This window comes from Spirosoma areae, assembly GCF_054781775.1.
Window position 1 is genome coordinate 201,263 of sequence record NZ_BAAGTT010000036.1, and the last position, 19,041, is coordinate 220,303.

19 protein-coding genes are annotated in these 19,041 nt (G+C 52.3%); 13 read left to right on the top strand and 6 right to left on the bottom strand.

What is annotated here, in order from left to right; all coding sequences use genetic code 11:
• Nucleotides 1-21 precede the first annotated feature (21 nt).
• Together ACYVI1_RS21805 and ACYVI1_RS21810 are read right to left on the bottom strand one after the other, a co-directional pair.
• Nucleotides 22-717 carry an NAD(P)H-binding protein gene (locus ACYVI1_RS21805; protein WP_460912929.1) on the bottom strand — a complete coding sequence of 232 codons (696 nt, stop codon included), beginning with the start codon at nt 715-717 and terminating at the stop codon, nt 22-24.
• Between the two features lie 53 nt (nt 718-770).
• Nucleotides 771-1,364, bottom strand: a complete 594-nt coding sequence (locus ACYVI1_RS21810) for a Crp/Fnr family transcriptional regulator (protein WP_460912930.1) — start codon at nt 1,362-1,364, stop codon at nt 771-773.
• Nucleotides 1,365-1,538: 174 nt separating this feature from the next.
• On the opposite strand from ACYVI1_RS21810, the gene ACYVI1_RS21815 reads away from it, so the two are divergent.
• From ACYVI1_RS21815 to ACYVI1_RS21835, 5 genes are all read left to right on the top strand, one after another.
• A complete protein-coding gene (locus ACYVI1_RS21815) occupies nt 1,539-2,591 on the top strand; it encodes a YheT family hydrolase (RefSeq protein ID WP_460912931.1) in 1,053 nt (350 codons plus the stop codon).
• 137 nt (nt 2,592-2,728) lie between these two features.
• Nucleotides 2,729-3,043: a nucleotidyltransferase domain-containing protein gene (locus ACYVI1_RS21820; RefSeq protein ID WP_460912932.1), complete on the top strand. Its 315-nt coding sequence runs from the start codon at nt 2,729-2,731 to the stop codon at nt 3,041-3,043.
• A 17-nt stretch (nt 3,044-3,060) separates the two neighbouring features.
• Nucleotides 3,061-4,965 (top strand): phosphoglycerate dehydrogenase, encoded by a 1,905-nt coding sequence (gene serA, locus ACYVI1_RS21825; RefSeq protein ID WP_460912933.1) that lies wholly within the window; start codon nt 3,061-3,063, stop codon nt 4,963-4,965.
• A gap of 105 nt (nt 4,966-5,070) precedes the next feature.
• On the top strand, nt 5,071-6,147 hold the full coding sequence (locus ACYVI1_RS21830; RefSeq protein ID WP_460912934.1) for an aminotransferase class V-fold PLP-dependent enzyme: 1,077 nt from the start codon (nt 5,071-5,073) through the stop codon (nt 6,145-6,147).
• A 154-nt stretch (nt 6,148-6,301) separates the two neighbouring features.
• The gene (locus ACYVI1_RS21835; RefSeq protein ID WP_460912935.1) at nt 6,302-6,997 is read left to right on the top strand and encodes a hypothetical protein; all 696 of its coding nucleotides are present in this window, start codon (nt 6,302-6,304) and stop codon (nt 6,995-6,997) included.
• Nucleotides 6,998-7,097: 100 nt separating this feature from the next.
• Here the strand turns inward: ACYVI1_RS21835 and ACYVI1_RS21840 are convergent, their stop codons facing one another.
• Nucleotides 7,098-7,625, bottom strand: a complete 528-nt coding sequence (locus tag ACYVI1_RS21840) for a DinB family protein (RefSeq protein WP_460912936.1) — start codon at nt 7,623-7,625, stop codon at nt 7,098-7,100.
• A 246-nt stretch (nt 7,626-7,871) separates the two neighbouring features.
• Between ACYVI1_RS21840 and ACYVI1_RS21845 the strand changes: the two genes are divergently transcribed.
• The 4 genes from ACYVI1_RS21845 to ACYVI1_RS21860 all read left to right on the top strand — a co-directional run bounded on the left by ACYVI1_RS21845 (nt 7,872) and on the right by ACYVI1_RS21860 (nt 11,345).
• A complete protein-coding gene (locus ACYVI1_RS21845) occupies nt 7,872-9,002 on the top strand; it encodes a spore photoproduct lyase family protein (RefSeq protein WP_460912937.1) in 1,131 nt (376 codons plus the stop codon).
• Between the two features lie 46 nt (nt 9,003-9,048).
• Nucleotides 9,049-9,504: a DUF4920 domain-containing protein gene (locus ACYVI1_RS21850; RefSeq protein WP_460912938.1), complete on the top strand. Its 456-nt coding sequence runs from the start codon at nt 9,049-9,051 to the stop codon at nt 9,502-9,504.
• 64 nt (nt 9,505-9,568) lie between these two features.
• Complete coding sequence (locus ACYVI1_RS21855) at nt 9,569-9,988, top strand: hypothetical protein (RefSeq protein WP_460912939.1); 420 nt, start codon at nt 9,569-9,571, stop codon at nt 9,986-9,988.
• 79 nt (nt 9,989-10,067) lie between these two features.
• Complete coding sequence (locus tag ACYVI1_RS21860; protein ID WP_460912940.1) at nt 10,068-11,345, top strand: metal-dependent hydrolase family protein; 1,278 nt, start codon at nt 10,068-10,070, stop codon at nt 11,343-11,345.
• Nucleotides 11,346-11,390: 45 nt separating this feature from the next.
• Here ACYVI1_RS21860 and uxuA read toward each other — a convergent pair whose 3' ends face one another.
• Nucleotides 11,391-12,572, bottom strand: coding sequence for a mannonate dehydratase (gene uxuA / locus ACYVI1_RS21865; RefSeq protein ID WP_460912941.1), 1,182 nt, complete (start codon nt 12,570-12,572; stop codon nt 11,391-11,393).
• A 132-nt stretch (nt 12,573-12,704) separates the two neighbouring features.
• Here uxuA and ACYVI1_RS21870 point away from each other — a divergent pair, with 132 nt between their 5' ends.
• From ACYVI1_RS21870 to ACYVI1_RS21880, 3 genes are all read left to right on the top strand, one after another.
• On the top strand, nt 12,705-14,051 hold the full coding sequence (locus tag ACYVI1_RS21870) for an MFS transporter (RefSeq protein WP_460913063.1): 1,347 nt from the start codon (nt 12,705-12,707) through the stop codon (nt 14,049-14,051).
• 80 nt (nt 14,052-14,131) lie between these two features.
• Nucleotides 14,132-15,139 carry a sugar kinase gene (locus ACYVI1_RS21875; protein ID WP_460912942.1) on the top strand — a complete coding sequence of 336 codons (1,008 nt, stop codon included), beginning with the start codon at nt 14,132-14,134 and terminating at the stop codon, nt 15,137-15,139.
• 180 nt (nt 15,140-15,319) lie between these two features.
• Nucleotides 15,320-16,828, top strand: a complete 1,509-nt coding sequence (locus ACYVI1_RS21880; protein WP_460912943.1) for a tagaturonate reductase — start codon at nt 15,320-15,322, stop codon at nt 16,826-16,828.
• Between the two features lie 41 nt (nt 16,829-16,869).
• Here ACYVI1_RS21880 and ACYVI1_RS21885 read toward each other — a convergent pair whose 3' ends face one another.
• Together ACYVI1_RS21885 and greA are read right to left on the bottom strand one after the other, a co-directional pair.
• Complete coding sequence (locus ACYVI1_RS21885) at nt 16,870-17,259, bottom strand: HIT family protein (RefSeq protein WP_460912944.1); 390 nt, start codon at nt 17,257-17,259, stop codon at nt 16,870-16,872.
• Nucleotides 17,260-17,329: 70 nt separating this feature from the next.
• On the bottom strand, nt 17,330-17,803 hold the full coding sequence (gene greA / locus ACYVI1_RS21890) for a transcription elongation factor GreA (protein ID WP_460912945.1): 474 nt from the start codon (nt 17,801-17,803) through the stop codon (nt 17,330-17,332).
• Between the two features lie 297 nt (nt 17,804-18,100).
• Here greA and fmt point away from each other — a divergent pair, with 297 nt between their 5' ends.
• Nucleotides 18,101-19,024 (top strand): methionyl-tRNA formyltransferase, encoded by a 924-nt coding sequence (gene fmt / locus ACYVI1_RS21895; protein ID WP_460912946.1) that lies wholly within the window; start codon nt 18,101-18,103, stop codon nt 19,022-19,024.
• Nucleotides 19,025-19,041 lie beyond the last annotated feature (17 nt).

Below are 19,041 nucleotides of genomic sequence, written 5' to 3' on the forward strand. Positions count from 1 at the left end.
TGACACCTACTTCGGGGACTACTACCGGGCTAACTGGTCAATCTGTTCAACTACGGATGAACCATCGCCACCCCAGATGGCACTGTACGTTTGATTTTGTGCAGTTTCCATCCGGGCAATGGTTAGTAGTACCCCGGCCACGTCGGCCCGGCTGATTTGGGTCGAAAGCCGAACCGAAATATCCGCCTGCATTAACTGAATCGGTTTTCGGCCAGCCGGTTTGTTTGTCAGTAAGCCCGCCCGGACAATTGTGTAGGTCAATCCGCTCTGCTGAATGGCTCGCTCAGCTTCGAGCCGCCAGTGAATGAGGTTGGGCTTAATGAGATTCAACAGCCGAATCCAAAACGTCCGGTGGTGCAGGCCAATGGTTGTCATATACACAAATCGACCCCGAAACCGGGCTTTTTGAGCAGCATCCAGAGCGGCCACTATGCCCCCGTAATCAACGGTTTGAATTTGTTTTTCGCGGGCGAACCCAGCCGGAACGCCCGCCGTAAATATGATTGTCCCGACACCCTCAAAAGCCCGGTAAAATGCTTCGTTGGGGGCCGTAAGGTCGCTGATGACAACCTCGGCGGGGGTTTGACCGAAGAGTTTCCGGGCTTTTTCCCGATTGCGGGCAATGATCCGGATGGGTTGTCTGGCCGTTAGCAGGCTGCGGGCTACTTCATAACCAGTGCCGGCTGTGGCTCCAATGAGCAGTGTGGGCGTATTCATGTCGTTTTTTACACAAACGTACCAGGTCGTCCGATGCTGTTCATTGATGTACATCAAGAAGCGCGTCGCTGTATCTCTCTGCGGATACGGCTCAGCGCTTCGGGTGTGATGCCTAAGTACGACGCAATCAGGTATTGGGGTACGCGCTGGATAAGCTGTGGCCGCTCACGCAGCAAGTCTTCATAGCGTTTGGTGGCCGCATCAACCAGCAGCGAAACACTCCGGCGAATGAGGTTGATGGCCGACTGATCCGCGAGTTTTTTGCCTAATTTCATAAAGTGAAATGACCCTTCGCACAACTCGTCCATGTCCGACTGGGAAAGCTGAAGAATCAGGCTGTCTTCGAGTGCCTCGATGTAAAACGGACTCGGGGTCTGCGTCAGGAAACTACCAATATCCACGGCAAAGCCGCCTTCAAACAGAAACTGCCGAACATGTTCTTTTCCATCTTTCAGCAAATAGCTTCGGAACAATCCCTGATTAACAAACGAAAGGTAGCGGCAAACCTGTCCTTCCTGGAGGATACGATCCCCCCTGGCAATCTCCACGGATCGGAATAGGGGGCAGGCCCGTTTCCAGTCGGCTTCAGGCAGAGGAACAATGCTGTCGAAAAATAGCCTGAGCTGATTAAGCTGTATATCAAGCATACCGGATTGCCTTCGTAGGCCAGGGTTGTACGGATTCGATTTACGGCCAGCAAAAGTAGTCTGTTTCCGCAGAGTAGGTGAACACCTGAATGCAGGCATACGTTTTTTCTGTTTTGTCAAGCTTCTAAGTAGCGGAACACTTACCTTTGCGGCTTCAATTGCCTTCGTTCGGTAATGCCGCTGATTGCCCCATCTACCTATGAACCACCTGCCCGTTTATGGAACGGGCACCTGCAAACCATCATTCCCTCGCTGTTTCGCAAGGTAACGGCTGCCTATGTCCGCGAACGCATCGACACGCCGGATGATGATTTTCTGGATTTGGATTGGGCGAAAGCAATGGATAATGAAGAATGGATAATGAAGAATGCCGAAAGCTCTACTCATCATTCTTCATTATCCATTCTTCATTGTCCATTAGTTATCCTCTCCCACGGGCTTGAGGGTAGTTCAACGAGTCCGTATTTAGTGGGCATGGTGCGGCACCTGACCCGACACGGCTTCGACTGCTTAGCCTGGCACTACCGCTCCTGTAGTGGCGAAATGAACCGTCAGCAACGTTTTTACCACGTTGGCGAAACCGGTGATCTCAATTTAGTTGTCCAGCACGCGCTCTCGAAAGGTTATCAGACAATTTACCTCATGGGCTTCAGTGCGGGCGGAAACGTCACGCTGAAATACCTCGGCGAGCACGGTCCGTCGCATGGGGGTAAGGAAATTAATCCGGCGATAAAAAAAGCCGTTGTGTTTTCGGTGCCGCTCAATTTGATGGGTTCAGCCCGGCGGCTCGAACAATGGGATAGTCTGGTGTATAACTATCGGTTTAGCCGGACGCTGAAACGGAAAGTACTGCAAAAAGCGGCCCTGATGCCAGGCGTTTTTCCAACCGAAGCCGTGATAAAGGCGCGTAGCGTTCGGGAATTCGATAACCTGTTTACCGCCCCCATGAACGGATTCATTGATGCGAAAGACTATTATACGCGCAGCAGTTCGCTGCAGTTTATCCCGAACATTACGGTTCCAGCGCTGATTGTGAATGCCCAAAACGACCCGTTTCTGTCGCCCGAATGTTTTCCTGCTGATTTAGGGCGGGAACTCCCCAACGTCTGGATGGAGTTTCCTGAGCAGGGCGGTCATTGTGGTTTTGTGGCAAAGACTAATGGACTTCAGGGAACTTACTGGTCGGAAGAGCGGGCGCTGGAGTTTTTGATTAACGCTTCGCTATGACAAAAGAGGAGCATATACAGTTTTGGCAACGGCAGTCAATGGATGATTTGTTAGCCTGATTATGTATCGGACGTTTCCAGGACAATAACTGCATTATTGGTTGAGGAGTACATTAAACAAGTTATTCCGCTAAGAATATGGTTAATCAGCCTGCTGCCGTTGAGTTAATAAAAAAATACGTTCAACTCTGTAATGGACAGAATATCTTTTTCAATAAAGTTATTCTATTTGGTTCAGTGGCAACGGGTACATCAAGACCAGAATCCGATATTGATGTACTCTTGGTTTCCGACCAGTTCACGCATGATTCTATACAGAACTGGCGTATGTTAGCTCCGATTACCGCTCAACTTTTCACTATTGAACCGCATCCATACCCAACAGATTCTTATCTCCGTCGTGACCCATTTATTGACGAAATAGAACGTACAGGCATCGAAATCGCTGCCTAAAATTTTTTGCTTCAATCATGCTAACCAAACCATTAGAACAAACGTATTATATCATTGACTTCGACAGCACCTTCACGAAGGTGGAAGCCCTCGACGTACTGGGCGAACTGTCACTGGCGGGCCGACCAGACCGCGACGACGTGCTGAACGAAATTAAGGTGATTACCGACCGGGGAATGTCGGGCGAGATCTCCTTTACCGATTCGCTTACCCTGCGGCTGAATTTGCTCAAAGCTCACCGCGACCAACTACCCGCGCTGGTTGAAAACCTAATGGGTAAAATATCCGATTCGTTTCAGCGGAATAAGCAGTTCCTGTCGGAGAATGCCGAAACAATTTATATCGTCTCGAATGGCTTTAAAGAGTTCATCGTCCCGATTGTCACCTCGCTGGGTGTCCGGGCTGAAAACGTTTTTGCCAATTCGTTCGTCTACGATGAAAGCGGTGCCATTATTGGGTTCGACCCAACGAACCCGCTATCGGCAAACGGCGGCAAATCGCAGGTGATTCGGAAGCTGAACCTGGATGGCGAAGTGTATGTGATTGGCGATGGCTACACCGACTACGAGATCAGGGCGTCGGGCTTAGCCAATCGGTTCTATGCGTTCACCGAGAACGTGATGCGGCCCCGCGTAGTCGAAAAAGCCGACCACATTGCCCCTTCGCTCGACGAATTCCTCTACCATAATCACCTGAGTCGCAGCCAGTCCTATCCGAAAAGCCGGATTAAAGTGCTATTGCTGGAGAATGTCCATCCGGTAGCTATCCAACTCTTTGAGCAGGAGGGCTTTAACGTCGAAATTCGGAAAGGGGCTTTGGATGAAGACGAACTCATCGAAGCCATCCGCGACGTGTCGATTCTGGGCATTCGCTCTAAAACCCAGGTTACGCAGCGGGTGCTGGAGCACGCCAATAAACTCATGACCGTTGGCGCTTTCTGCATCGGAACGAACCAGATCGACCTCGATGCCTGCACCGAGCGGGGCATTGCGGTGTTTAATGCGCCTTACAGCAACACGCGGTCGGTGGTTGAACTGGCCATTGGCGAAATTATCATGCTGATTCGGAGCATTGTGCCCAAGAGTAATCTGATGCACAAAGGCGGCTGGGACAAATCGGCAAAGAATAGCTTTGAAGTACGCGGCAAAAAACTCGGTCTGGTCGGCTACGGCAACATCGGCACGCAACTATCGGTGGTGGCCGAGGCCCTCGGCATGGAGGTGTATTTCTACGATGTGGTCGATAAACTGGCGCTGGGCAATGCCCGAAAATGCAAAAACTTAGACGAACTGCTGGCCATTGCCGACATTATCAGCCTGCATACCGACGGTCGGAAAGAGAATAAAAACCTAATCAGCTACCGGGAATTTTCGCTGATGAAAAATGGGGTTATCTTCCTCAATCTCTCGCGTGGACATATCGTAGACATTCCCGCACTGGTCGATGCCATCGAGCGGGGCAAGGTTGCCGGGGCGGGTGTCGATGTGTTTCCGCAGGAGCCAAAAACCAACAACGAGGAGTTTATGAGTGCTCTCCGCACGCTGCCCAACGTGATTCTGACCCCACACATTGGCGGCAGCACTGAAGAAGCGCAGGCAAACATCGGTAATTTTGTGCCCGGCAAACTACTCGAATACATCAACAACGGCAGCACCTACGGCAGTGTCAACTTCCCGGAATTGCAACTACCCCTGCTGAAAGGAGCGCACCGGCTGCTGCACATCCACACAAACGTACCGGGCATTCTGGCCAAAATGAACGCTATTTTTGCCAAATACCACATCAACATTCACGGCCAATACCTGAAAACCGTCGACCAAATTGGTTATGTGATTACGGACGTTGCTAAAGAATACGCTGATGAAGTGGTTGAAGAGTTAAAGGGAATCGACAACACAATTAAATTCAGACTACTTTATTAATGAGTGAATAAGTGAATGAGTGAATGAGTGAATAGGGCTGCCGAAGGGTTTTCGCTCATTCACCGCTCCGGCGGCCCGGTCATTCACTCATTCAGTCATTAAATTATGAAACACACCTACTTTACCCCTGGTCCGGCAGAACTCTACCCAACGTTTCACAAACACCTGCAACGGGCGATGGATGAGCAGATTGGCTCGATTTCGCACCGGAGCCAGCGGTTTCGGGACATCTATCAGTTCGCCGACGAACAACTGCGGACGTTGCTGACCATTCCCAAATCGCATGGTATTTTCTTCACCGGCTCAGCCTCCGAAGTATGGGAACGGGTGCTGCTCAACTGCGTTGAACACGAGAGTTTTCACCTCGTGAATGGCTCCTTCTCGCAAAAGTTCTGCGATTACGCCGGGGCGCTTCACAAACACGTCCATATGCTGGAAAAACCGTTTGGCGAGGGCTTCGACGCGGCAGAGATCGAGGTGCCGGAGTATGCCGAGTTGGTGTGTCTGACCCATAATGAGACCTCGTCGGGGGTGCAGATGCGACCCGCCGAAATGCACAAACTCAAGCGCAAATACCCAAAAAAACTGTTTTGTATCGACACGGTTTCGTCGGCCCCCTACCCCGATTTGGACTTTAGCCTGATTGATTCGGCGTTTTTCTCGGTGCAGAAGGCCTTTGGGATGCCCGCCGGACTGGGTGTGTGGATTGCCAGCCAAACCTGTCTGGAAAAGGCCGACCGGCTGCAGCAGTCCGAAACGATGACGATTGGGGCACACAACTCCCTCCCAACGCTCTGGAAACACTACAAAACGTTTGAAACACCCGCAACGCCAAACGTGCTGTTTATTTATTTGCTGGGAAAAATTGCCGAAGAGTTTAACCGAATTGGTATCGACACCCTTCGCAAACAAACCGAGGAAAAAGCCCGAATGCTCTATAAATTTTTAGACACTTCGCCTGACTATGAGGCTTTTGTGAAACAGGAACGCCACCGTTCGCAAACGGTTATCGTGGCCACCACAAAAAAACCGTCAGCCAGCGTCATTGCTTCTGCAAAAGAGGCCGGTATGGTTGTCGGCAGTGGTTATGGTACGTTTAAAGAAATGCAGATTCGGATTGCCAACTTCCCGGCAACATCGGCGGAACAGGTGGCGGCCTTAATCGACCAGCTAAGCCAGTAAGCAGAAAATAGCGCTGCCATTGCAAAAAACGTCTCCCCGCAAAATGAGGAGACGTTTTTTGCTTTCTTCTGTTTATCCATTCCTACACAACAGCAAACCTTATTTGGGCTTCACAGTTAATAAGGTAGTATTTTATGGCTTTAACTCAACGACAATGAAAAAATTACTTACTACGGCAACTTTACTGATCGGCTTATCAGTAGTGGGTCTGGCTCAAAACAGATCGGACACCACAGACGGCTCCAAACCGATCATTAACGAGCGCACAAAACAGGACATTCGTGAGGAAGCGACCCAGGCTGGCGAAAAAATCGAGGAAGAGGTCGATAAATCGCTTAGCTACCAGCAACGGAATCAGTTAAGCTGGTTTGAGCCGAACAACGTGTTTGTGGGCGGTGGTTTGGGCATGGGCGCCAACAATGGACAGGTGTATCTGGCCTTCAATTCGCGCATCGGCTACTTCTTTCAGCCCGGTTTTGCAGGGGGCCTGCGCTACGATACGGACCGGCTTGTGGGCAACAAATACCACTCCCGGCAGATTGGCGCCTTCGTGCGCTATTATCCGTTTCGGACGCGCATCAGTAGTTTTTTGGGAGCCAGCCTGAACAGTGGCCGTGAGTTCTCGGAAAACATTGCTGCCGATGACAAAGCAAAATACACGAGCGTTGGTATTGAAATAGGCATGATGGCCTGGATTCTGCATCGCTTAGGGGCCGAAGTGTCCTACGAAAGCAGTTTTTATAACAAACTTGACCCCACCGTTAGCCGGGGTAAAGGCGGGCGGTTGAAGATTGGGGTAAATTATTTCTTCGGAACCGTCGGGAACCGGGGGCTTCGGCTTGCCCGGTAAGTGGTGCGTGTTCACTACAGGGAGGGTTCCGTATGACATATCTCCAGGATATGTCATACGGAATCCTCCCTGTAGTGAACACGCATCGAGTTAGTCAGAGTTACCTGTACATCTCAGGCAATAGCCTTAAATGATGCTGCGTGTGGATGCTCACAAAGTGCAGCATTTCCCGCACCGACAGCTTGCCCAGAGCCGGGTGTGGGATAACGTATTGAGTCAACTCGTCCTCCGGCCAGTTGTCGACAGCGACGACCAATGCCTGATAAACACTCGTAAATCGCTCGATAACCTCATTTTTTGCTACCTGCACATCCTCGGGCCGGGGCGACATAGTAGCTGGCGCTTTTACGCCCGTTCCAAGCACTTTCTGGTAAATGGCGGCCATCTCCTCATACGTTCTCGCTGGCCCGTCGGGCTTTCCCCACTGCTTTAACACCTCGCGCGTGCCACTCATCAGGCGGGCTACTGGCCGGGCCGACAAATACAGATGCTGCATGACCTCAGCCACCGACCATTTTCCGTCTGGCTGATAGCGAAACTGCTCGTCCGTGAGATGGTTGACTGCCTTAACAAATACCTCACTATCGGTTAGCAATCGGCGCTGTATGCCGGTTTCTGCGATTTCCATAATTGCTTTTTTTGGCAAGATTACAACTTTTTTTACGATTAATCCGTCTGGAGTAACGTGGGCGGACTAACCATTTCTTATAGGTTAGATTTGTTCGTAAAATTCAAACTATTCGCCTGTTAATCAGCAAGTTATTCTATTTTAAACTTATTCTGAAAAGGATTTTTTTGATGCTATACGCTGTTATACCTATGTCGGCAAAAGTGCTCATTTTTTGGCAGTAATTGTCCGATTTTTACGCTCGTTATGTCTTCAGAATCAACTCTGTTAGCCGAAAGTCAAACGGCTGTTTCCCTGGTTAAGTCAATTCGTCTGTGGATGCCAAAGCGCGTCGTTTTCACCGCCGACGCGCTCAACGAACCTTTTGGGCAGGCCATCTATGACCGCATCGCCGGTCTTGGCTTGCCAATAGAGGTGGCGAAAAATAATCGTATTTCGGGCCTGCGCGGAGCCGATGAGCGCGAAACATACCGCCTTGCCAAGAATACACTGGCCGTGGTGAATGCGCCACCGGGTGCATTCCGGCTGCAGCCCATTCCACCCTCAGCCGACTGGCAGATGAACCTTGCCGAAGGGTGCCCGGCTCACTGTCAATATTGCTATCTGGCGGGCAGTCTGGCGGGGCCGCCGGTTGTGCGGGCCTATGCCAATCTACCTCAGCTACTCGACCAGACGGCTGCGTATGAAGGCACATACCCGCCCAACAAAAGCTGGCAGGCGTCCGACCCAAATCGCCCGACAACGTTTGAAGTCAGTTGCTATACCGACGTGCTGGGCATCGAACACCTCACAGGCAGTCTGGCCGAGTGCATCCGGTATTTTGGCCAGCGCGAGGGCGGTCAGCTACGGTTTGTCTCAAAATATAATCAGGTAGACAGCCTGCTCGATTTGCCGCATAACGGCCAGACCCGCGCCCGCTTCAGCCTGAACGCTGAGCCGGCAGCCCGTCGGCTGGAAGGGGGCACGGCATCTATTGAAGCCCGTTTGCAAGCCATGCGCCAGATGGCTTTACCGTGTGAGCGGGGGGGCGGTGGCTACCCAATTGGTGTAGTGCTGGCCCCAATCATGCCCCTTCCCGGCTGGCGCGAACACTACACCAATCTGCTCGACCGCATCAAAGCCGCCCTTGATTTCAATTGCGATGTTAACGTTGAATTCATTACCCACCGCTTCACCCCCGGTTCAAAGGATGTGCTGATGCAGTGGTATCCGAACACATCGCTGGAGATGGATGAAGCGACGCGGGCTGGAAAGCGAAATAAATTCGGGGGAATGAAGTACGTCTACCAACCTGCTGATATGAAGGCACTGAAAGCGTTCTTCTATACGGAGTGGCAGAAACGGTTTCCTGATGCACCCATTCTTTATTGGACGTAGTTTTTCCGTATTTTTGAGCAACAATTGATTAAATCCTGTTTTCATCATGAAAAAACTATTCGTCATTGCGCTGCTCCTGGGCGCGTCGTTCGGCGTTTTCGCCCAAAATGAGGTTAGTTATCACGGCAAAAAAATTACAGCCGCCGATGCCATTCCAGCCACGAAGTTAGCCACGCAAATGGCCAACAAAGACCAGATGCCCGCTAAAGTCGAAGGCACCGTGGAGTCGGTGTGTAAGGTAAAAGGCTGCTGGATGAAGGTAAAAACCGGCGATGGCCAAACCATGCGGGTGACGTTTAAAGACTATGGTTTCTTTGTGCCGAAAGACATCGTCGGCAAAACCGTTGTAGTCGAAGGCACCGCCGAAACCACCACCACGCCCGTCGCCGACCTGCGCCACTATGCCCAGGATGCCGGTAAATCGAAAGAAGAAATTGAGAAAATCACTGAACCCGAAAAAGCGCTGACGTTCGTGGCCGATGGGGTGATTGTAAAAAAATAAGCAACGGTTTCCAACCCTTTTTCTGGTGTCGGCGTCTTTAGTTGAAAATAGAGAAAGGATAACTATGGTACCATTCACAAAAAAGCTTTCTGGTTTACTCATCCTCGGAACAGTCGTCTTTTCAGCCTGTAAATCCCCTGAAACCACGCCAACCGACCGCGTTTCGGTCGGATTAAATCAATCCGCCCGGCTTGGTTCGGATGTAGTAGTTCAGGTCGATTCGATTCAGGATAGCCGATGCCCCGCCAATGTCGTTTGTATCTGGGCGGGCGAAGCTAAAGTTAAGTTAGCCCTGTCGAAAAATAGTGATTCTAAGGTAGTGCGCCTGGTCTTAGGGGCAGACGTAAAAGCGCGTTTAGATTCAACGAACGTTTCGCTGGCGAATCAGTCGTATAAGGTAATTCTGCGCGAAGTAAATCCTTATCCAGGCACATCGGCCGACGGACAACCTCAAATGGCGGTTGTTCAGGTAACGAAGTTATAGTCGTTTCACCTCTTTTCTGTAGTTTAAGGGCCGCAACCAACCGTTGCGGCCTTTTTTTAGACCCAACCAAACTGATTTCATGAAAAAACTATACGTGCTGGCGGGTCTCTCGCTGCTGGCGTCTCCCCTGTTTGCCCAGCGCACGCTGATTCATTGCGGTAATCTGTTCGATGGGGTTCGCAATGACCTTCAGCCACAAATGACGGTCGTTGTTGACGGCAACAAAATCACGGCCGTACAAAAAGGCTATACGGCCCCATCGGGTCAGGACCGGGTGCTGGATATGAAGTCGAAAACGGTGCTGCCCGGCCTGATCGACATGCACGTTCACCTCGAAAGCCAGACGCGCCGGGGCGGAGCCATCGACGCCTTTACCCGCAACGTTCCCGATTTGGCCTACCAGGCCGCCAATCATGCCAAAACAACGTTGCTGGCCGGTTTCACAACCGTGCGGGACCTCGGCGGTTCGGGTGTCAACATTGCGTTGCGGAATGCCGTAAACGCCGGTTTGGTCGATGGTCCCCGCATCCTGACCGTTGGTACGTCGATTGCTACCACTGGCGGTCATGCCGACCCAACCAACGGCTACCGAAAAGAGTTGATGGGCGACCCCGGCCCGGCTCAGGGCGTTATTAACTCCCCCGAAGATGCCCGGAAAGCCGTTCGGCAACGCTACAAAGAAGGGTCCGACCTCATCAAGATTACCGCTACGGGCGGTGTGCTGAGTAATGCCAAAGATGGCTCCGGGCCACAGTTCACGGAAGAAGAAGTGAAAGCGGTTGTCGATGCGGCTAAAGATTACGGCTTTGTGGTGGCGGCCCACGCGCACGGGGCCGAGGGCATGAAGCGGGCCATTCGGGCGGGGGTGCAAACCATTGAACACGGCACGTACATGGACGACGAAGCCATCGAGCTGTTCAAAAAACACGGCACCTATTACGTTCCGACGATTATTGCGGGCAAAACGGTGGCTGATTCGGCCAAACACTTTGGCTACTACACGGCTTTGGTAACTCCCAAAGCCTTAGCCATTGGCCCAAAAATTCAGGCCACGTTTGGCAAAGCGTACAAAGCCGGGGTAAATATCGCGTTTGGCACTGATGCAGGCGTGTATATTCATGGCTATAACGCCAGAGAGTTCGAGTACATGGTGGAGGCTGGTATGCCGCCGGTAGAAGCCATCAAATCGGCCCTGATGACAAACGCGAAACTATTGGGTCTCGAAACGCAGATTGGCTCCATCGAAGCGGGCAAACTGGCCGACATCATCGCCGTAGCCGACAACCCAATTCAAGCCATTAAAACGCTGCAAACCGTTCAGTTCGTCATGAAAGACGGAAAAGTGTATAAGCAGTAAGACGATAGTCAGTAACCCCCAGTGTCAGTAACTAACGACTATTGACTACTGGCTCGATAGCCCCAGCATCAGCCCGCGCAGTTCGGCCAGGCCCCGAAGCCTCCCAATGGCCGTATAGCCGGGGTTCGTTCGCTTGCCCGATGTCAGGTCGTCGAGCATTCGGTGGCCGTGGTCGGGGCGGAAGGGCATCCGCGTATCCTGCCGTCCTTCGGCTTTTCGTCGGTTCTGCTCCGTCAGCAGGGCACGCACGACACCGGGCATTGGCACATCGCCTTCGAGGTGATTGGCTTCCTGAAAGCTGTTGTCGGCGCTGCGCTGGGTGCTGCGTAAATGAATAAAGTGAATTTTTGGTCCCAGCCGTTCGGCCATACCCACCAACTCATTGTCGGCCCGAACGCCATACGAGCCGGTGCAGAAACAAATCCCATTGGCGGGCAACTCGGCAGCGGCCAGCAACGCACGGGCATCGGCTTCGGTGCTGACCACGCGCGGCAAACCCAGAATCGGGTACGGCGGATCGTCGGGGTGAATGGCCAGCCGGACCCCCACCGACTCGGCAACCGGCACAATCTCACGCAGAAACGCGTACAGGTTCTGCCGGAGTTCGGGATCACCAATGTCTTTGTAGGCCGCCAGGGCATCCCGAAATTTCTCAACCGTGTAGCTCTCTTCGGAGCCGGGCAGCCCGGCAATGATGGTGCGCGTCAGTCGTTTCACCTGAGCATCGTTCATGGCGTCGAGTTTTGCCCGCGCCTGCTGTTTCTGCCCGTCGTTATACAGGTATTCGGCGCCGGGCCGCTGCAAAATATACAGTTCGAAAGCGGCAAACTCGGTGGCATCGAACCGCAGACCCGTGGAGCCATCGGGCATCGGAAAATCGAGGTCGGTGCGGGTCCAGTCGAGCACGGGCATGAAATTGTAACAAACCGTGTCGATACCCGCCTTAGCCACATTAACAATGGATTCTTTATAATTTTCAATATAGCGCCGATAGTCGCCGGTTCGGGTCTTAATGCCTTCGTGTACCGGAATACTCTCGACAACTGACCAGGTGAGTTTATTGGACTCAATCAATGTTTTACGGCTTATGACTTCATCGAACGACCAGACTTCGCCGTTGGGAATGTGGTGCAGGGCCGTTACAATACCGGTAGCACCGGCCTGTCGGACATCATTGAGCGATACGGGGTCGTTCGGGCCGAACCATCGCCAGGTTTGTTCAAGCATAATCGTATCCTGGACGGCCACGTCCGGCTAAAAGATTAGTCTGATTTATACCCGGACGTGGCCGTCCAGGATACTACATTAGGTAAAAAAGCACGACCCCCTGCTTTTCTCCCCAAAGCTACTGATACGATTTTGCAAACGCCAACTACTCCTGGCCGCTTTCGCTGGCGCATTGTTGCGTTGTTGTTTCTGGCAACGACCATAAATTATGTTGACCGGCAGGTGTTATCGTTCACAATGACTGATGATCTGTTTCGGAAGGAAATGCTGGATATGGCCCCCGATGCGGTGCTTACCAAAGAAGCGACCGACCGGTTCAAGGTGCTGTATGGCGACGTCGATGCAGCCTTTAAATTTGCGTATGCCATTGGTTTTCTGCTGGTTGGCTGGCTCATCGACCGGATTGGCACGAAGCGGGGCTTCGCGCTGGGAATTATTGTCTGGAGCATTGCCGCCGTGCTGACAGGCTTTGTCAATACCATTGGCGGGCTGCGGTGGGTGCGTGCGCTGCTGGGGTTAGGCGAAGCGGCCAACTTTCCATCATCAATAAAAACCGTAGCCGAGTGGTTTCCCCGACGCGAACGGTCGTTTGCCAACGGCCTCTTCAATGCCGGTGCTAACGTGGGTATTATCCTGACCGCGCTGGTTGTGCCTTATCTGATTCTGCAGTTTGGCTGGCGAAGTTCGTTTATCGTGACGGGCATATTGGGGTTGGCACTCCTGTTTTTCTGGTGGTTTAATTACAGCAAGCCTGAGCAAAACCCTAAACTGTCGGCCGCCGAACTGGCGTACATCCGCAGTGACGACGAAAAGGTGGCCCCGCTAAAGGTTTCCTGGGGCCGGTTGCTGGGCTATAAGCAAACGTGGGCGTTTGCGGTAGGGAAGTTCATGGCCGACCCCATCTGGTGGTTTTATATGTCCTGGCTCCCCGATTTTTTCAACTCAAACGACGCTTTCGACCAAAAACTCGACCTCAAAAGCTTTGGCGTACCCTTCCTGATTATTTACGTCGTTTCGGATGCTGGCAGTGTTTTTTTCGGCTGGCTCAGCACCCAGCTTATGAACCGGGGCTGGTCGGCCAACCGCGCCCGCAAAACAACCATGCTCATTTGCGCGGTATGCGTCGTACCGATTTTCTTCGCGGCTCAAACCAGCAGCCTGACCGTTGCCATTGCCCTGATTGCCTTAGCCACAGCCGCTCACCAGGGCTGGTCGGCCAATATGTACACCTTTGCCTCCGACCTGTTTCCCAAGAGCGTTGTTGCCTCCGTAACGGGCATTGGCGGTATGTTTGGGGCCGTTGGGGGTATTCTGCTGGCCCTGCTGGCCGGGCGCATCATCACGGCGTTTGGCTATCTGCCCATGTTCATCATCGCCAGTTGTTCGTATTTGATTGCGTTAATCATCATTCATCTGGTGCTGCCAAAATTAGAGCCGGTCAGAGCCGAAGAGTTAGAAGAAAGTGGACAGCTAATCTAATGAGTGAATGACTGAATGAGTGAATAGCTGACGCATTACCTATTCACTCATTCAGTCATTCACTCATTCGCTCATTACCTATGAAAATCATCACTTTCGGCGAAGTCATGCTCCGGCTTAGCCCGCCCGACGTGGCACGGTTTGCCCAGACCGATGCCCTGACGATGCACTTCGGCGGCACCGAAGCCAACGTAGCCGTGTCGCTGGCACAGTTTGGCCTGCAGTCGGCCCACGTCACCCGCTTTCCCAACCACGCCCTGGGCCGGGCGGCTGCGGGCTACCTCCGCAAGTACGACGTCAGTACCGAGCACATTCAGTATGGCGATGGGCGGCTGGGGCTTTATTTTCTGGAGACGGGTGCCGGAAGCCGGGCCAGTCAAATCATTTACGACCGGGTCGATTCGGCGTTTTCGCGGATTCGGCCGGGCGAAATCAATTGGGAAACCATTCTAACGGGCACGGCCGGGTCGCCGGTCCGATGGTTTCACTGGACGGGCATTACGCCCGCCCTCTCGCAGGGGGCCGCCGATTGTTTGCTGGCGGGTATCCAAACAGCAAACCGGCTGGGCGTTCCCGTATCGGGCGATATTGTGTACCGGAGTAATTTGTGGCAATATGGCCGCTCTCCGCAGGAAATCATGCCCGCCCTGACCGAAGGCTGCACGCTCGTGCTGGGCAGCAAAGGGTTATTTTCTGAATTGTATGGCGTTGTTGGCAGTACGTTTCAGGAATCGGGGCGTGCTCTGATGAAGCGATTCCCGAATGTTCGGTACGTGACCGATACCAAACGGGTTTCCGTCAGCGCGTCGCACAATCAGTTGTCGGCCAAGCTGTTCGATGGAAACACCGTTTATAAATCGAGACTCTATGACATTAAGCCCATTACTGACCGAATCGGAACGGGCGATGCCTACGTGGCCGGGCTGATTTATGGCTTGCTGACCTTCAACGATTTGCAGCGGGCGGTTGAATTTGGTGCGGCAGCGTCTGTTCTGAAGCACACTATCCCCGGCGACGTGAATTTAGTCACCGTAGCCGAAGTTGAAACCGTAGAGCGGGGCGACAGTTCGGGCAAGTTGAAACGCTGAAAACCGCCTTACACGAAAGATGCCGTCCTAAATCAGGTTTTCGCTAAAATCGGAGTTACGGTTAGCGAAGTAGTTCGTAATATTGCTGAATCATGAACAATCCCGCCTGAGTTCACCATTTAGTTAACAGCCAAGCCAATTCAACTGATGACCGTAGAATCGACTGCCTCTCTTCCAACTATGTCAAAACTGACTCGTTCAATCCATTCTGCTCCTGTTTATCCCGAAAAAATTCTGCAATTCGGCACCGGTGTTCTCCTGCGTGGCCTGCCCGATTATTTAGTGCAGAAAGCCAATGCGGCAGGGCGGTTTGAAGGTTCCATTGTTATTGTGAAATCGACGGATGGGCAAACGGATGAATTTTCGACCCAGGATAACCTCTATACAGTGGCCGTCCGGGGTGTTCAGCAGGGAAAAGACGTGTCAGAAACAACCGTCGTTTCGGCCATAAGCCGGGTATTGGCCGCGCAAACGGAGTGGGCCGAGATTCTGAAGCTGGCCCGCAATCCCAAGCTACAGATTATTATTTCCAACACCACCGAAGTGGGCCTGAACTACGAGGAAGAAAGTATTTTTCAGCACCCACCCCAGTCGTTTCCGGCTAAACTAACGGCGTTTTTATATGAGCGTTTTCGCAGCGTAGGCGGCTCCAAAGCCAAAGGCTTAGTGGTTATTCCAACCGAACTGGTTACCGACAACGGGCTGAAACTTCGCGAAGCCGTTGAGAAATTAGGTCACTTTAATGAGTTGGGCAAGCTGTTTACCAAGTGGCTGAAATTCCACGTCCGGTTCTGCAACTCCTTAGTCGACCGCATTGTCACGCGCCCTACCGACGAAGCCCGGCAGGCACTCCAGAACGAAACCGGCTACGAAGATGCCCTGCTGACCTTCACCGAACCGTATCACCTGTGGGCCATTGAAGGCGACGACCGCGTTCGGCAAACCTTAACCTTTGCCGATGCCAGCACTCCGCAGGTTATCATCGACGAAGACATCAATTTTTATAAAGAACGCAAACTTCGGGTGCTGAACGGCACCCACACCCTGACCATGCCGCTGGGGTATCTGCTGGGTCTGGAAACCGTGGCCGACGAGATGAATCATCCGGCAATGAGCAAATTTGTTGAACGGCTCATGCTCAATGAAATCGTACCGACCGTGCCCGACTATGGCATTCCGGGCATGGACAAAGCGGCCGTTACGCAGTTTGCCCACGACGTGCTCGACCGGTTCCGCAACCCCCACCTCGACCACCTGCTGCTTAGCATTTCCATGCAGGAAACAGCCAAAATGCAGGCGCGCAACGTAGCAACCATTCAGCGCTATTACGAGAAGTTCAATGCCGTGCCGCAACTCACCGCGTTGGGGTTTGCCGCTTATTTGCTCTTTATGAAAGCCGTTCGGGAAGAGAAGGGCCAGTTTTCTGGCGAAATCAACGTTGGCAAAGGAGTGGTCACCTACCCCATTCGTGACGATAAAGCCGGATACTTTTATGGTGACTGGAAGACAGTTAAAGCCAGTGCGCCAGCCACCGTACAGAAGTTCGTGAACAGTGTTCTCTCAGACGTGGCCCTCTGGCAAACCGACCTGACAGCCCTGCCGGGTTTTGCCGATGCCGTTACGGAGAATCTGAACGCCCTCTTAAAGTCAGGTGCCGGAAAAACGTTGGAAACCGCTCTTTTGCCGTAATCCAACGTACAACAAGCCTACTGACTATTCTGGATCAACACTCACAAAAAGGACCGAATCTTCTCCGCCGTCTGGGCTAACTCCGCCTGGCTCAACTTGAGTTTATTGGTAAAATTCATGTCGGCCATCGAATTGAGCGGAATCAGGTGGATGTGCGCGTGGGGCACCTCCAGCCCCACAACGGCCACGCCGATGCGCTTGCAGGGAATGGCGTTTTTGATGGCGGGTGCAATTTTTTTAGCAAACGCCATCAGCCCGGCATACAGGTCATCGTCCAGATCAAAAAGATAATCGACTTCCTTTTTCGGAATAACCAGCGTGTGGCCCTCGGTCATGGGCATCACATCTAAAAAAGCCAGATAGTCGTCAGTTTCGGCGATTTTATGCGCCGGAATGTCACCGGCCACAATGCGGGAGAAGATAGAAGGCATAAACTTCATGATGAATGATGAATGATGAATGTGTACACGTGAGTTTATACTTCATCATTCATCATTGAAATTACCGGGCAATATCGATGACTTCAAATTCAAGCAAACCGGCGGGCACTTTAATTTCGGCAGTGTCGCCAACGTGTTTGCCCAACAGACCTTTTCCAATGGGCGAGCCTACCGAAATACGGCCTGTTTTGAGGTCGGCTTCTTCTTCCGAAACCAGCGTATACGTCATTTCGGCCCCGTTTTTCTTATTCTTGATTTTAACGCGCGAGAGCACCGACACCTGCGATGCATCAATTGTCGATTCATCTAAAATGCGGGCGTTGGAAAGCACTTCTTCAAGTTTCGCTATTTTCAGTTCATGAAGCCCCTGGGCATCTTTAGCTGCGTCGTATTCGGCGTTTTCGCTAAGGTCGCCTTTGTCGCGGGCTTCGGCAATCTGGTGGGCAATGGCAGTCCGGCCTTTGGTTTTTAGCTCAATCAATTCGGCTTTGAGCCGGTTGAGTCCTTCTTCGGTATAATATGAAATTTTTCCCATGATCGTATTGTACTAACCTATTGTTCACATTGGTTTGGGTGGCGCCCTAAAAAACAAAAAAACGGTACACCGACCGTTCTGCAACCAAATTGGTTTTCTTTGCAGTCGTGTCAGCGTCGCCGTCGGATACCCGAAGCGAGCGGTTCAGGAATATAATCAATCGTTCGTCGCATACGCGAAGCCATTTACTGGTGGGTCAAACCCTGACCCGACGTTCTGGTGATACAAAAGTAAAAATACTTCGCGGCTATATCAATACATAGCCAGTTGCTAACTAAAAATCCACCTGACTCACTCATGGCCCAACCTCTTCGTCTTGTGTTTATGGGTACGCCCGATTTTGCCGTTGCGAGTCTACACCGGCTGCTGGGTGGCGGGTGCAACATTGTTGCCGTTGTGACGGCCCCCGACCGACCGTCGGGACGTGGGCTGCAATTGATACCCTCTGCGGTTAAGAAAGCCGCCGAAGCCGCCAACTTACCCGTATTGCAACCCGAAAAACTTCGCGACCCGGCATTTCTGGAGCAATTAGCCAGCTACCAGGCCGATGTGCAGGTCGTGGTTGCCTTTCGGATGTTGCCCGAAGTTGTTTGGAATATGCCCACTATTGGTACATTTAACCTGCACGGGTCGTTGCTGCCCCAGTATCGGGGAGCGGCTCCCATCAACTGGGCCATCATCAATGGCGAAACTGAAACGGGGGCGACTACTTTTTTTATCGAGAAAGAAATTGATACCGGCCAGATGATTTTTCAGGACCATGAACCCATTTACCCCGACGATACCGCCGGAACGCTGCACGACCGACTGATGGAACGCGGGGCCAGTCTGGTACTCAAAACCGTACAGTCCATCGAAGCCGGTACCTATCCGCGTACTCCGCAGCCTACTGCCACCGACCTGAAACCGGCGCCAAAACTTAGCCGCGAAACGACCGAAATCAACTGGAACCAGCCCGCCCTCGTTATTCGGAATTTTGTGCGGGGCCTATCGCCCTACCCAACTGCCTGGACGATGATTAATGGGAAGCTTTTCAAAATTTACGGCGTGTCGCTGGCCAATGAATCTCCGTTTGCGGCTGAGCCGGGACAGGCTTATACCGACAACAAAAAAACGATTCTGGTGCGGGCTTCCGATGGCTGGCTCCAGGTTGACGCGCTCCAGGCCGAAGGCAAACGGCGCATGACCGCCGAGGAGTTTTTGCGGGGGAATAAATTATGAGCGCAAATTGTTGTAAT

What these genes read in the sequence shown, in the direction of transcription:
- ACYVI1_RS21805 (WP_460912929.1), bottom strand. Translation starts at nt 717, where the DNA reads ATGAATACGCCCACACTGCTCATTGGAGCCACAGCCGGCACTGGTTAT.
- ACYVI1_RS21810 (WP_460912930.1), bottom strand. Translation starts at nt 1,364, where the DNA reads ATGCTTGATATACAGCTTAATCAGCTCAGGCTATTTTTCGACAGCATT.
- ACYVI1_RS21815 (WP_460912931.1), top strand. Translation starts at nt 1,539, where the DNA reads ATGCCGCTGATTGCCCCATCTACCTATGAACCACCTGCCCGTTTATGG.
- ACYVI1_RS21820 (WP_460912932.1), top strand. Translation starts at nt 2,729, where the DNA reads ATGGTTAATCAGCCTGCTGCCGTTGAGTTAATAAAAAAATACGTTCAA.
- serA (WP_460912933.1), top strand. Translation starts at nt 3,061, where the DNA reads ATGCTAACCAAACCATTAGAACAAACGTATTATATCATTGACTTCGAC.
- ACYVI1_RS21830 (WP_460912934.1), top strand. Translation starts at nt 5,071, where the DNA reads ATGAAACACACCTACTTTACCCCTGGTCCGGCAGAACTCTACCCAACG.
- ACYVI1_RS21835 (WP_460912935.1), top strand. Translation starts at nt 6,302, where the DNA reads ATGAAAAAATTACTTACTACGGCAACTTTACTGATCGGCTTATCAGTA.
- ACYVI1_RS21840 (WP_460912936.1), bottom strand. Translation starts at nt 7,625, where the DNA reads ATGGAAATCGCAGAAACCGGCATACAGCGCCGATTGCTAACCGATAGT.
- ACYVI1_RS21845 (WP_460912937.1), top strand. Translation starts at nt 7,872, where the DNA reads ATGTCTTCAGAATCAACTCTGTTAGCCGAAAGTCAAACGGCTGTTTCC.
- ACYVI1_RS21850 (WP_460912938.1), top strand. Translation starts at nt 9,049, where the DNA reads ATGAAAAAACTATTCGTCATTGCGCTGCTCCTGGGCGCGTCGTTCGGC.
- ACYVI1_RS21855 (WP_460912939.1), top strand. Translation starts at nt 9,569, where the DNA reads ATGGTACCATTCACAAAAAAGCTTTCTGGTTTACTCATCCTCGGAACA.
- ACYVI1_RS21860 (WP_460912940.1), top strand. Translation starts at nt 10,068, where the DNA reads ATGAAAAAACTATACGTGCTGGCGGGTCTCTCGCTGCTGGCGTCTCCC.
- uxuA (WP_460912941.1), bottom strand. Translation starts at nt 12,572, where the DNA reads ATGCTTGAACAAACCTGGCGATGGTTCGGCCCGAACGACCCCGTATCG.
- ACYVI1_RS21875 (WP_460912942.1), top strand. Translation starts at nt 14,132, where the DNA reads ATGAAAATCATCACTTTCGGCGAAGTCATGCTCCGGCTTAGCCCGCCC.
- ACYVI1_RS21880 (WP_460912943.1), top strand. Translation starts at nt 15,320, where the DNA reads ATGTCAAAACTGACTCGTTCAATCCATTCTGCTCCTGTTTATCCCGAA.
- ACYVI1_RS21885 (WP_460912944.1), bottom strand. Translation starts at nt 17,259, where the DNA reads ATGCCTTCTATCTTCTCCCGCATTGTGGCCGGTGACATTCCGGCGCAT.
- greA (WP_460912945.1), bottom strand. Translation starts at nt 17,803, where the DNA reads ATGGGAAAAATTTCATATTATACCGAAGAAGGACTCAACCGGCTCAAA.
- fmt (WP_460912946.1), top strand. Translation starts at nt 18,101, where the DNA reads ATGGCCCAACCTCTTCGTCTTGTGTTTATGGGTACGCCCGATTTTGCC.